The sequence below is a fragment of the Amycolatopsis pithecellobii genome, from assembly GCF_009707865.1.
Taxonomy (GTDB): Bacteria; Actinomycetota; Actinomycetes; order Mycobacteriales; family Pseudonocardiaceae; genus Amycolatopsis_E; species Amycolatopsis_E pithecellobii.
This window is the reverse complement of record NZ_WMBA01000058.1, coordinates 1-12,600: the sequence shown is the minus strand read 5'-3', so window position 1 is coordinate 12,600 and position 12,600 is coordinate 1. Positions and strand designations below refer to the sequence as shown.

The following is a 12,600-nucleotide window of genomic DNA, read 5'->3' as shown; positions in this document are numbered from 1 at the left end:
CGGTCACAGCCGGGCTGTCTCGGGGACCACTCGGTCGCCGAGTATCTCGATTCCCCGGATCGTGTCGGCGCTCGCGATGCCCAGGTCGGCGAACCGTTGCCGGCCTCTGCGGCCTGGGCGATCTGCCGCAGATCGGCGGGCCGGCGACTCCGGGCCGCCGGCCCGCGTGAAACTCGTTCATTGCCACCGCCCGCCGTCCAGCGGCAACGCGATCCCGGTGAGGTAGGAGGCAGCGGGCGAGCACAGCCACACGGCCGCCGCCGCCACCTCCTCCGGCTGGGCCACCCGGCCCAGTGGCGTCGCCGCTGCCGCGTTCGCCGCCATGCTCGTGCCGGTAGCGATGGATTCGAAGAAGGGTGTCTGGGTTGCTCCCGGGCACAGCGAGTTGACTCGAATCTGCCGCGAGGCGTAGTCGCGGGCTGCCGCCTTGGTGAGACCGACGATTCCGTGTTTCGACGCAACGTACGCCGGCGCGTTGGGCATCGAATGCAATCCGCCGCTGGAGGCCACGTTCACGATCGCCCCCGCGTCGGAGAGCACGGCCAGCTCGTATTTCAGGCATAGAAAAGTGCCGACCAGGTTGACATGCACGACTCGGGCGGACTCGTCGACGGTCATCTCGTCCAGCTGGCGATGGAAGGATGGAACTCCTGCGTTGTTCACCGCGAAGTCGAGTCGTCCGTAGGTAGTCACAACGTTCTCGACGGCAGCCTTCACCGATCCGTCATCGCCGATGTCCACCTGGACCGCGATCGCGCTGCCACCGGCGTTGGCGATGGCAGATGCGGTCGCCGCGGCGGCCTCCGCGTTGATGTCGAGGACCGCGACCTTGGCCCCGGTATGGGCGAACTCCAGTGCCGTGGCACGACCGATTCCGCTACCGGCCCCGGTGACGAGTCCGATCCGGTCGGCAGGCGCGATCACGACGTCGCTCCGGGTCTCATCATGGGTGCGAGCCGGAGGTGCGGGCCGCGCCTGCCACCGGCTCGATCACGCGATGGCTGATGAGCCAATGCCCGTCGTGCCGGCCGATCGTGTCGCGTTGCACGACGCTTTTGAGGCTGCCGTCTCGTAAGAGGAGCAGCACCTTTGACAACACCCTGGGCACACCATCATCGGTGACCGTGACAACCAAGTTCGTCACGTGATGGGCCAGCGGACCGCGCGCCGCCATGTCGCTCGCGGCTTCGCGAACCGCGGCGATGCCGCGGAACACTCGTCCACCGACTCCGGTCATGTCGTAGACGACGTCAGGGGTGAAGATCTCCTCGATTCGGTCGAACTCTTTCGCGTCGAAAATGTGTCCGTGGAGGGCGACCACGTCTTCGATGAGCGAACGGTGCTCGGCGGTGAGCTCCGTCATCGGACAGTCACCTCGGACGGGTTAGTCGACGTGCGCGCGGCCACCAGCGCGGGATCGGTGTCCAGGTGCTGAGCGAGGAAAAGCGCCGCCCGCGCGAGCGCGTTGTCCGCCTCGTCCAGGATGCCGGCGAACGCTTGGAAGACGTGCGGGACATCCGCGGTCACGTCCAGGATCACCTCCACTCCGGCGTCGAGGGCGCGAGCCGCGAAGCGCGTCGCGTCGTCCAGCAGCACCTCGTTGGCGCCGCTCTGCAGAAGAACAGGCGGGAACCCGGCGAGGTCGGCGAACAGGGCCGGGCTCAGCAGCGGCGTCTTCAGGTCTTGGCCGGCGCAGTACAGGTCGAGGAACGGCTGCAGCCTCTCCTTGGTGAAGAGTGGGTCGATGCCGGCCTTGGTCTCCATACTGGCGCCGGTCAGCGTGAGGTCGAGACCAGCCGAGAACGTGGTGATGGCAGCAGGAACCGGCAGGCCCAGATCCCGTGCCACAAGGGCGGTCGCAACCGCGAGCCCGCCGCCGGCCGAATCCCCCGCCAGAGCAACAGGCCCGGAGTCCTCCGAGTCCAGTAGCGTGCGGTAGGCGTTGACGCAGTCGTCGACAGCCGCCGGGAATGGGTTTTCGGGCGCGAGGCGATAGTCCAGCGACAGTGAGCGAATGGCGGATCGCACCACGAGGTTCGCCGTGATCGACAGAGACGTCTCCGGAGCGCCCAGCACGTAGCCCCCTCCGTGGAAGTACAAGATCGTCCCCGGACGCACAGCTTCGCTCGGCTCAATCAGCAGAGCGCGGCGATCGCCCAGCGTCGCCTCCGACGTGCGAACTCCTTCCGGCACGAGGTTTCGCGACTGCAGGCTCATGAAGCCGGCCCGCCACTCATCCACGCTGCGAGACGCAGGCCGAGGTTCTCTCATCATGGCGTCGACCTTGGCGCGCTGTTCCTTGCTCATCGGTTCATTGCCTCTCTGCCACCGCCGACTGGAGTGCGGTCGATCCATCCGCATCAGACTCGACGCTTCCCAACTGCACCGACATCCCGGCCATCGAGCCCTCGTCGCGCCACGCGCTGAGCAAGCGACGGAAAGCGTTCACGCCGGGCGCATATGCCTCGCCGAAGAGGCCATAGCCTCGGCCCTCGCCGAACTTTCCTTCGTTGTTGTAGTAGCCCGGAGTGCAGGTGGCCATCCTCTGCAACGCCGGTCCGCTCCCCCGGCGAATGGTGGCGACCCAGTCCTTCTCAGCCTCAGACGTCGCTTCGATGGCGGCCACGCCGCGTGAGAGGGCCTGCTCGATGATGTAGCCGATGTGCTCGACCTGAGCATTGGCGGACCAGGGATAGTTGAAGGACAATCCGTTCTGGCTGTATCCAATAAAGAACCAGTTGGGGAAGCCATGGACTGAGTGTCCGTGCAGGGTGTTCAGCTCGGTGGACCAGCGCTGCGCGATCGTCATGCCGTCGCGTCCGATGATCGGGAGTCCCGCGATTCGACCGACGCCGGTCGAGATCTCGAAGCCGGTCGAGAAAATGATGCAGTCCACGTCGTACTCTTGGTCGCCGACAACGATCCCGGTTTCTGTGATTCGCTCGACGCCACCGGTCTTGCTGGTGTCGACCAGCGTCACGTTCGGCCGGTTGAAGGTCGGTAGATAGTCGGCGCTGAATGTAGGACGCTTACATTGGCGCGGATACCATGCCTTCAGCAAATCAGCGGTCGCTTCGTCTTTCACGATCGAATCCACCAGGTTGCGGAGATCCCGCATCTCAACCATGTCCGCGAGTGCGAGTTGCTTCGCGAGATCTTCGGGTGACAGTCCCTCCGCCACGCGGGGTGTCGCCTTCCTCCAGGAGGCGTCCACAAGGTCGAGGTCCGTCAGTTCGCCGGTGAAGAAGGCATCGAAGGCTTCTTGGCGCTGTCGCTGCCATCCGGGCGCGAGGCTTGCCGCCCATTCCGGATCCGTTGGCGGGTTCGGGCGGACACCGACGGCCGACGGGGTCCGTTGGAAAACGTAGAGGTGTTCGGCCCACTCTGCCAGATGGGGTATCGCCTGGATGGCCGTCGCTCCCGTGCCGATGATGGCGACCTTCTTGTCGGTGAGCTTGTGCAAACCCCCCGTGGGATCACCGCCCGTGTACTCGAAGTCCCAGCGCGACGTGTGGAACTTCTTGCCGGTGAACGTCTCGATTCCCGCGATCGCGGGCAGTTTGGGACGGCCGGTCGGGCCGGATGCGTTGACGACGAATCGAGCGCGCAGGTCGTCGCCTCGATCAGTAGCGACGCGCCACCTCTTCAGCTCCTCGTCCCACCGCACCTCGGTGATCCTCGTGCGGAACAGGGCCGCCTTCCGCAGCGAAAACGTCTCGGCGATCCGCTGGACGTGCTCCATGATCTCGGGCTGGCCCGAGTACCGCTCTCTCGGGATGTAGTTGGTTTCATCGCACAACGGCAGGTAGATGTAGGACTCGACGTCGCAGCGGGCGCCCGGGTACCGATTCCAATACCAGGTCCCGCCGAAGTCGGCTGCGGCTTCCACGATGCGAATGTCATTGACGCCTCGGCGGCGAAGTTCGACCGCCATCATCATCCCGCCGAAGCCCCCGCCGAGCACGACGACGTCCACGTTTTCGTCGAGGGGCGGCCGATTGTCCTCACCCACGGCGTAGAAGTCTTCGTCGACGTCGAAGGCGTCGGCCATCGGCACGTACTGCGCCTGTCCTTCCTCGCGGAGGCGGCGGTCTCGTTCGTAGTCGTAGCGGGCCTGGATTTCGTCGGGATCGAAGTCGAGGTCGTCAACACTGATTTCGTCGGTCATACGCACCTTTTCGTTGTGCCTGGCGCCCGCGGAAGCTCCTGGTTGGCCACCGGCGGGCATGTGATTTGTCTCCGGGGTCGCGTGGGTGTCGAGGTCTGTTGCTCGTTGTCAGGCGAGTGACTGATACGTCAAGTCCGGGCCGACTCCGGTGAGGCTTGTTCGCCGGCGGTGACGTGCCGGCGCCGAAGCTCTCTCTTGAGCACCTTGCCGGCGCCCGAGATCGGCAGCGCGTCGATGAGTTCAAGGCTGCGTGGCAACTTGTAGCCGGCGATGTGGACGCGGCAGAAGTCTTGCAGCTCAACGAGGTCCACGACGTGACCTGGCCGGGTGACGACGACGGCGTGTACTCGCTCTCCCCATTGGTCATCAGGGACGCCCACAACGGCCACTTGCGCTACGGCAGGATGCTTGGCGATCGCGTTCTCGACTTCAACCGAGTACACGTTCTCCCCGCCAGTGATCACCATGTCCTTGATCCGGTCGACGACGAACACGAACCCGCGGGCATCCATGTAGCCCGCGTCGCCGGTGTGCATCCAGCCACCACGAAGCGCACGGCTCGTCTCGTCGGGCTTGTTCCAGTAGCCCGTCATCACATGGTCGCCGCGCACGGCGATTTCGCCGACGTCGCCGTAGGGAAGTTCGTTGTCGCCGACGGACACGATCCGCACTTCGGCGTGCGCGGCTGCGCGGCCGCATGAACGGGTGAGCGAGGGATCGTCGTGGTCCTCGGCGGTGAGCAGGGTTGCTATGGGGGCCAGTTCGGTCATGCCGTAGGCCTGCGTGAAGCGGGCATTCGGCAGCGCCTGGCGGGCTCGGATCAGGACGGACTCGGCGATGGGTGAGGCGCCGTACATGATGCGCTGGACACTGCTGAGGTCGGCGGCGGCCAGCTCGGGGGCGTCGACAAGCATTTGGATCATCGTGGGCACGAGGAGCGCGTCGGTCACGCGATGGTCGGCGATTGCAGTGATGACCCCGGCGGAGGTGAACGACGGAACCATGACGTGGGTCGAGCCGGTGAGGTTACCGATGTTCCACGCCGCGATGTCGGCCAGGTGATACATCGGAGCGGCGTGCAGGAGAGTTCCTCCGCGCGACAGGATGTCGGTGCTGACCAGACTCCCCATCGCAGATGTCAGGCATGCGCGGTGAGACAGCATCACGCCTTTGGGCTGGCCCGTGGTGCCGCCGGTGTAGAAGATTCCGAAGAGGTCATCTCCGCCGCGCTCGGCGTCGGCGGCCGGTGCGGTATCCCTCACCAGGGTTTCGTAGGAGATCATGCCGGGCGGTGTATCTCCGTCGCCGCAGAAAATCACCGTGTGCAAGCCGGGCACGAGGTTTCTGAGCTCGTCGGCCACGCTGGCGAACGCGTCGTCGACGAATAGCACTGAGGTCTGGCAGTCGGTCAGCGAATAACCGACCTCCGCAGTGCTCCAGCGGGTATTGACCGGATTCACCACGGCGCCGGCCCACGGGATCGCGAAGAGCAGCTCGTGGTATCGGTCGCTGTTCAGTGCGTAGATGCCAACTCTGTCGCCGTTGCCGACGCCTGCTTCGCGCAATGCGCCGGAAAGGCGCGCAACGCGATCAACGGTTTCGGCCACCGTGCGGCGGCGCCTTCCGAACACGGTCGCGATGCGTTCGGGGCCTTGCTGACGAGCCCGATGCAAGGACTGCGTGATCCGCACCGTCCACCTCCTGAGGTCTCGACCCCCATCGAGTGAATTTCGGTCCGCGTAATGCAGATAACAATGCCGGTGACTCTTGCTGCCAGTCAAGGCCTGTGCCAGTCTAAGTGAAAATCCATTCGGGAGAAAAGATGCGCCGCACACTCATCGCCAGCGTAGGCATGGTGCCGTTCGTTACGCCGCGTAACAGCGATCCCTACGATGTCCTCGGCGGCAATGCGATTCGACGCGCTCTCGACGACGCAGGTGTGCAGCTCGACTCCGTTGATCAGATCTACGCGGGTTACGTGTACGGGGATTCGACGAGCGGGCAGCGGACGGTCTACCAGGTTGGCCAGACCGGGGTGCCGATCGTCGACGTCAACAACAACTGCTCCACCGGCTCGTCAGCCTTGTGGTTGGCTCGACAGGCGGTGGCTGGTGGCGCCGCGGACTGTGTGCTCGCGTTCGGCTTCGAGCAGAGGGAACGCGGAGCACTTCAGCTCAAGTGGCCCGATCGTCCCGACCCGCTCGGCGAGTTTCGGTCCGTGCTGAGTGCGGAACAGGGGGCGAGCGATGCTCCATTCGCCGCACAGCTGTTCGGCGGTGCGGGAGCTCCGTACACCGAGGAGCACGGCACCTCGGATGAGACATTCGCGAAAATCGCGGTCAAGGCGAGGCGCCACGCGGCGAACAATCCGTACGCCGTCTTCCGCGACCCGGTAACGGTCGACGAGGTGCTGGTGTCCCCCATGATTCATGGGCCACTCACGCGACTGCAGTGCTGCCCGCCCACGTGCGGAGCTGCGGCCGCGGTGCTGGTCAGCGACGAGTTCGCCCGACGGCATTCGCTGCGCGCAGACGTCGCGATCACGGGCCAGGCGATGACGACGGACGCCTCCGCCTCGTTCGATGGTGACCTGGTGTGCCTGGTCGGCTTCGACATGACGCAGCGCGCTGCCGATCAGGTTTACGAGGCGACGGGCGTGTCACCCGACGATCTCGATGTCGTGGAGCTGCATGACTGTTTCACCTCCCATGAGCTCCTCAGCTACGAAGCACTGCGCCTCACGCCGCCGGGGACCGCGGAAAAGTTCGTCCTCGCCGGTGACAACACCTATGGCGGGAAAGTGGTCACCAATCCCTCGGGTGGGCTGCTGTCCAAAGGACATCCGCTTGGCGCGACCGGACTCGGTCAATGCGCCGAGCTCACCTGGCAGCTGCGCGGCCAAACTGAGTCTCGTCAGGTCGAGGGTGCGCGGCTGGCGCTTCAGCACAACATCGGTCTCGGTGGAGCCGCCGTCGTGACGTTGTACGAGAAGCTGAGCTGAGCGATGGCAGTAGATCTCGAGTGCGCCCTCGCCATCCCGTTCGCACCCTTGACGGTCGACATCGAGCGCGGCCGGTTGCGCTTCTTCGCCCACTCGATCGGGCAGACCGATCCCGTTTATGTCGCCAACGGCATCAACGCCGAGCTCGTGATCATGGCCGTTCGGACCGGAGAACACCGCCGCCGCGGGCTGAATCTGCTCGTAGGAGAACGTGGGACAGACGGATTCAGTCGCCCCCGCAACGCATTCGGCGCATCCCTCGGTGCTTCACAGACCACACGGTTCCGGCTGGCCGAGCTCGTCACCGAGGTCGAAATAACGCAGCACTACGTGGACCGGTGCGTCCACGAACTGATGGCCGGGCGACTCTCCCCGGTCGATGCCGCCAAGGCCAAACTGTGGAGCACGGAACTGCAGGGGCGAGTGCTCGATGCGTGCGTCCAGCTGCAGGGCGGATACGGATACATGGCCGAGTACCCCAAGCCCGCGCGTTCGTCGACTCCCGAGTCTCGCGAATCCACGGCGGAGCAAGTGAGATCATGAACGAGATCGTCGGCCGGTTCCTCACCGGCTGCCCTGAACCGACCCCCGGGAGTCATTGATGCGCAGTGCCGCCCGTCCTGTCCGGGGCAGCCGTCCGTCCAACCGCCGCGAGCTGATCCTCGATGCCGCCACCGAACTGTTCGCGGCCCGCGGCTACGAAGCGGTCAACGTAGCCGACGTCGCAGTCGAGGTCGCGGTCGCGCCATCAGCGCTCTACAGATATTTCCGCAGCAAAGAATCCCTGCTCGAAGCTGTGCTCGAACGAGCCGGCAACACCCTGTCGATCGCGACACGATCAGATGCCGAAGACCTTGAGCAGGCCCTGCACGAACTCGCAACATCTGCCATGGACCTGCGCCCGCTCGGTGCGCTGTACCAGCGCGAAGCCAAGCACCTCCCAGCACCCGCCCGACGCCATATCGATGCCGTATTCGCCACAGTGCGACACGAGCTCGGCGAACGCGTAGCCGCGGCCGTTCCTGACATCACCCAGGTCGAATCCGACTACATCTCCGTCGCCGTACTCGGTGCGATTCTCAGTCCCTGGGTTCACCGAGTCGACATAGCGCGCCCGCACCTCGAGGACCTCGTCACCCAGCTCGCCCTCCGGGTCGTCAACGTACCCGCCATGAACCGGCCAAGGCTGACGACCTCTTCAGCAGCAGCCGTGCGGGCCCCGCTGGGACGATCTTCGCGACGCGAGGTCATCCTGCGCGCAGCGCTCGACCTGTTCGCAGAGTCCACATTCGCGTCTGTCAGCATGAACGACATTGCCGCCGCCGCCGGACTAGCCTCGGCAAGCGTCTACCACCATTTCGCCAGCAAAATGGACCTTCTCTCGATCGCCCTGAAGCGAGGAGACGCCTACCTACAGCTGAGTTTGGAACGAATCCTGTATTCGTCGACCGAGGAAGCGGCCGCACTCCGAGAACTTGTAGCGAGCTACAGCCATTTCGCCTTTTCCCACCCCACGATCATCGACTTGCTGATCACCGAAGCCCGCAACTTGCCGGTCGAAGACCACACCGCCATAACTCAGTCGCAACGCGAGTACGTCAACGAATGGGTACACCTGTACCGCCGCCTCAACCCGAAACGCGATGAGGCCGAAGCGACAGTCATAGTCCAAGGCGTTCTTATGATCATCAACGACTTAGCCCGCCTCCCCGGCCTACAGCATCGTCCCGACGTCGAGCACTACGCCAGCGAACTCGCGGCCGCTGGTCTCCTCCTGGACGGTCCGTAACACTGCATCAGCCGGGTGACGCTTTGGAAAGCGTTCGTCGGTCATTGTCACAGAAGATCACCGAATCCCACCTGAGCCGCCCAGTAATCCCATGATCGGCGCGACGCCGCAGACATCGGGTCGAACAAATCTCGCGCGGCAATTTCACCTGACGACAGATCAATCGGCGTCCGCCCGAGGAGCAGCACAGTCGTCAGCACTTCGGCGTTGCGAGCCATGTACACACACATCCGCACGACACCCGAGACGGTGCCGGCGCCGGCGGCGAACCCGTGCCCTCTCATCAGGACAGCCCGATTGGTGCCAAGCTTCACGGCAAGGCTGTCGCCTATTTTCGGGCTCGTGACGAGAAGATCCGTGTTCTCACCAAAATCGTCGCGAATATCCCACACCGGAACGAACGCGCCCATCGCGCTGGCGTCGTGTACTACCGGCCGCAGCGGGATGTCGGTCAGGGTGAAAGGGAGGATCGACTCCGTGTGCGCGTGAACGATGCAGCTGAAGTCCGGCCGTGCAGCGTAGAGCGAGCTGTGAATGAACCGCTCTTTGTACGCAGGGCGTGACTCGGAGAGTGGAACGCCGTCAAGGTCGAACTCCGCTATGTCGTCAACGGTGACGAGCTCGGGAGCCAGTGAGACGGACTGAAAAAACCGGCTCGGATTCTCTGGATGCCGTGCACTGACATGTCCGTAGGCATCCAGCACGCCTTTGTCGGCCAGAATCCGATTTGCGATGACGAGATCGTGGACCGTGCGACGAACCGCGTCGGAGTAAGTATCGACTGCGATCACCCCTTGCGATCAGCTTCCAACCTACAAGCACATCAAACACGGTGAACGATTATCGGTCAAGAGTGTTCGAACTTTGTGCCAATGACCGCGCGACCCGCCAGCGCTCCCCCATCATCGGGCACCCCGCTTCGGCCGCCGCTCCATCACTAACGGAACAACAATCCACCTTTCTGCCGTGTGGGCGATTTCGGCTAGTTGGTCGGCGGGCAGCTTGATGGTGTGGTCGCTGTCCTCGTGTAAGTGGACGGTGAGCTGCGTGATCTCGAACAGCGCGACGTCGGTCCGAGACGGCCCGGTTCGGTTTCGTCGGCGGTGTGGAGTTGGGCGGTGGCGGCGAGCGCGGCGGATCGTTCGGCTTCGCGGTCGCGGGCCGGGTGGCCGTCGAGTCCGGCGAGATCGGCCGCCAAAGCTCGGGCGGCGTTGGGGCCCGAACACCCGGTCGGCGAAGAACCTCGACCCCGCGTCCAGCAAGGCATCTTCGCGCGGCCCCAGTGCCAGAGGGGTCGAGGCTGCGGGTCACGAGGTACCGGCATTTCATCGCGGCGGCTTCGGTGGGGAAATGGCCCCGGCACGCACCACAGCCGGATCATCGCGGGGTATTTGTTTCCCCAGTTCTCTTCCAGGGTTGCCAATACGGCTTCGGCCGAGTCGGGTCCGGATGCGGTGTGGATAGCCCAAGGGCTGTCTCGTCACCCGTTCCGCAAGCTGGTGCGCGTCGTGGCCCAGCGCGGCGGGGACGAGATCGCCGACGGCCGCCCTGTCCCGGCAATGGCGACCGGACCTAGCCGACCGCTTGCTACGCACCAATTCCGATATCGGTGCTGCGCTCACCGTTCGGCCGTTGGTCGGCGGCGCGACCGAGCCGTCCACCGCGTGCACCAGAGCCTGGTAGAGCAGATGCGGGCCGGCGCCGCTGTAACGCCCGCCGAACACCGTGGCTGAGCGGACGTGTCGTCGTTATCGTTGACCGGTGATCGGCAACCTTGAGACGTTCCAGGACGAGCTGGCCGCCAGCGGGTTTCCGCCGCTGGTCAACAAGCTGGCCGGGGCCAGCTTCCGGGGCCGGATCGCCACCCGTGACCTCGGGCCGCTGCGGCTGGTCTCCCTCGAGACGCCAGAGAGTGCCTGCCTCGGGCGGGAGCGCGACGCCTCCGACGGCGAGAACCTGGCGGTCAAGGTGATGACCTGGGGCCGGACGCGGATCGAGCAAGGGCGCGGCGACGCCGAACTCGGGCCGGCCGACCTGGTGCTGCTCGATCCCACGCGTACGTTCCGGTTCGAAAGCACCGCCGCGGCGCACGTCACCATCCTCGTTCCGCGCCGGGAGCTTCGGATCCGGCCCGCGCAGCTCGACCGGCTCATCGGCGTACGCATCGACGGCAGTCACGGTCCGGGCGCTCTCGTCTCCGTGCTGGCCCGGGAGTCGGCGCGGTCGGCGACCGAGTTCCGCGAGGCGGAGGCGCTGCGGTCGGCGGCGGCCGTCGTCGAACTGATCGCGGTCGCACTGGAGGCCCGGCTCGGCGACGAACAACCGGCCCCGGACGAGTGGCTGCGGGACCGGATCACCGGCTACATCGAGGCCCGGCTGGCTGATCGCGATCTGTCCCCGCCCAGCATCGCCGCCGCCCACTACATCTCAGTACGCCGGCTGCACAAGCTGTTCGAGGATCAGCCGCTTACCGTCGCGGCCCTGATCCGCCGTCGCCGCCTGGAGCGCTGCCGAGCCGAGCTGACCGGAAGCGGACGTACTGTCACCGCCGTGGCCGCCCGGTGGGGATTCTCCGATCCCGCCCATTTCAGCAAGCTCTTCAAGGCAACGTACGGCTACAACGCCGGTGCACTGGTAGCCAGCAACCGTGCACCGACGACCAAGACGCGCACAGTCGGCCCGGGAAAGGATGGTGGTGACCAAGGCAGGCAATAGCACTAGGAGAATTCGTGGCGAAGGTAAACATCGTCCGCCCCGGTGAGGGCGAGATCCTCAGCAGCGGGCCACAACAGGTCCGGATCCTGGAGAGCGGCGAGCACACCGACCACCGACTGGGGTTCGCCGAGATCACTATTCCGCCAGACTTTCCGAGCCCGTTGCAGCATCGCCACGCCCAGCATGACGAGGGCTTCTACGTGCTGGCGGGGACTTTCCGGTTCACCATCGGCGAGGACCACTACGACGCCGGGCCTGGCACCTGGGTCATCGTGCCGACCGGGGCGCCGCACACATTCGCCAACGTCAGCGACGAGAACGCGGTCATGCTGAACACGTTTACGCCGGACCTGTACGTGCAGTACTTCCGCGACTTCAAGGCCATGATCGATTCCGGGCAGCCGGTCAACGCCGAGACCATGAAACCGCTCTGGAAGAACTACGCCACCGAGATCTCGAACGAATACGCCTCGTGAAGCGCCTTCAATACGACCGCTACGGCGGCCCGGAGGTGATGCGGCTGGCCGAGTTCGAGCCATCACGCCCGGGTCCGGATGAGGTTCTCGTCCGCGTCCGGGCGGCGGCTTCCAACCCGCTGGACTGGAAGATGCGCAACGGCGAGATGAAGCTGATGACCGGCCGCTCCTTTCCCCGGGCGATGGGGCACGACTTCGCCGGAGTCGTCGAGGCGGTCGGCGCCCGCGTCACCCGCCTGAAGGCCGGCGACGCGGTACTCGGCGTGGCTCGGTTCCGGCAGGCGGGGGCGTTCGCCGAGATGGTGACGGCCCCGGAGAAAGGGGTTGTGCTCAAACCGGCGGACCTTTCGTACGAGCAGGCCGCCGCCCTGCCGACCGTGGGCGTGACCGCCTACCAGGCCACGGCGGAAGTCCGGCCCCGGCAGGCGGTCTTCGTCAACGGGTGCCTGGG

General features: G+C 65.3%; 12 protein-coding genes and 1 pseudogene. 7 read left to right on the top strand and 6 right to left on the bottom strand.

From position 1 onward, the window contains the following. Positions 1-177: 177 nt before the first annotated feature. From GKO32_RS29080 to GKO32_RS29060, 5 genes are all read right to left on the bottom strand, one after another. A complete protein-coding gene (locus tag GKO32_RS29080) occupies positions 178-924 on the bottom strand; it encodes an SDR family NAD(P)-dependent oxidoreductase (RefSeq protein WP_312868718.1) in 747 nt (248 codons plus the stop codon). Positions 925-943: 19 nt separating this feature from the next. Beyond that, on the bottom strand, positions 944-1,363 hold the full coding sequence (locus GKO32_RS29075) for a nuclear transport factor 2 family protein (protein WP_154760105.1): 420 nt from the start codon (positions 1,361-1,363) through the stop codon (positions 944-946). Next, positions 1,360-2,307, bottom strand: a complete 948-nt coding sequence (locus GKO32_RS29070; protein WP_154760104.1) for an alpha/beta hydrolase — start codon at positions 2,305-2,307, stop codon at positions 1,360-1,362. Before GKO32_RS29070 ends, GKO32_RS29075 begins: the two co-directional genes overlap by 4 nt. A gap of 4 nt (positions 2,308-2,311) precedes the next feature. Further along, positions 2,312-4,168 (bottom strand): flavin-containing monooxygenase, encoded by a 1,857-nt coding sequence (locus tag GKO32_RS29065; protein WP_154760103.1) that lies wholly within the window; start codon positions 4,166-4,168, stop codon positions 2,312-2,314. Positions 4,169-4,296: 128 nt separating this feature from the next. Beyond that, on the bottom strand, positions 4,297-5,859 hold the full coding sequence (locus GKO32_RS29060; protein ID WP_312868716.1) for a long-chain-fatty-acid--CoA ligase: 1,563 nt from the start codon (positions 5,857-5,859) through the stop codon (positions 4,297-4,299). Between the two features lie 131 nt (positions 5,860-5,990). Here GKO32_RS29060 and GKO32_RS29055 point away from each other — a divergent pair, with 131 nt between their 5' ends. The 3 genes from GKO32_RS29055 to GKO32_RS29045 are packed head-to-tail and all read left to right on the top strand — an operon-like array spanning position 5,991 to position 8,958. Further along, entirely contained in the window at positions 5,991-7,169 is a 1,179-nt protein-coding gene (locus GKO32_RS29055; protein WP_154760102.1) for a lipid-transfer protein, read from the top strand. A 3-nt stretch (positions 7,170-7,172) separates the two neighbouring features. Further along, positions 7,173-7,712: an acyl-CoA dehydrogenase family protein gene (locus GKO32_RS29050; protein WP_246244866.1), complete on the top strand. Its 540-nt coding sequence runs from the start codon at positions 7,173-7,175 to the stop codon at positions 7,710-7,712. 58 nt (positions 7,713-7,770) lie between these two features. Beyond that, the gene (locus GKO32_RS29045) at positions 7,771-8,958 is read left to right on the top strand and encodes a TetR/AcrR family transcriptional regulator (RefSeq protein WP_154760101.1); all 1,188 of its coding nucleotides are present in this window, start codon (positions 7,771-7,773) and stop codon (positions 8,956-8,958) included. Positions 8,959-9,005: 47 nt separating this feature from the next. Here the strand turns inward: GKO32_RS29045 and GKO32_RS29040 are convergent, their stop codons facing one another. Further along, positions 9,006-9,749 (bottom strand): class II aldolase/adducin family protein, encoded by a 744-nt coding sequence (locus tag GKO32_RS29040; protein WP_154760100.1) that lies wholly within the window; start codon positions 9,747-9,749, stop codon positions 9,006-9,008. Between the two features lie 663 nt (positions 9,750-10,412). Between GKO32_RS29040 and GKO32_RS40650 the strand changes: the two are divergent. The 4 genes and pseudogenes from GKO32_RS40650 to GKO32_RS29020 form a co-directional block, all read left to right on the top strand. Further along, positions 10,413-10,599 (top strand): annotated as a pseudogene (locus tag GKO32_RS40650) (IS5/IS1182 family transposase); the annotation flags it as partial. Between the two features lie 120 nt (positions 10,600-10,719). Continuing rightward, positions 10,720-11,673, top strand: coding sequence for a helix-turn-helix domain-containing protein (locus GKO32_RS29030; RefSeq protein ID WP_208024580.1), 954 nt, complete (start codon positions 10,720-10,722; stop codon positions 11,671-11,673). A gap of 14 nt (positions 11,674-11,687) precedes the next feature. Continuing rightward, positions 11,688-12,149, top strand: a complete 462-nt coding sequence (locus GKO32_RS29025) for a cupin domain-containing protein (RefSeq protein ID WP_312868715.1) — start codon at positions 11,688-11,690, stop codon at positions 12,147-12,149. Beyond that, on the top strand, positions 12,146-12,600 hold a 455-nt coding region (locus GKO32_RS29020; RefSeq protein ID WP_312868714.1), incomplete at its 3' end, for an NAD(P)-dependent alcohol dehydrogenase. The genes GKO32_RS29025 and GKO32_RS29020, both read left to right, overlap by 4 nt.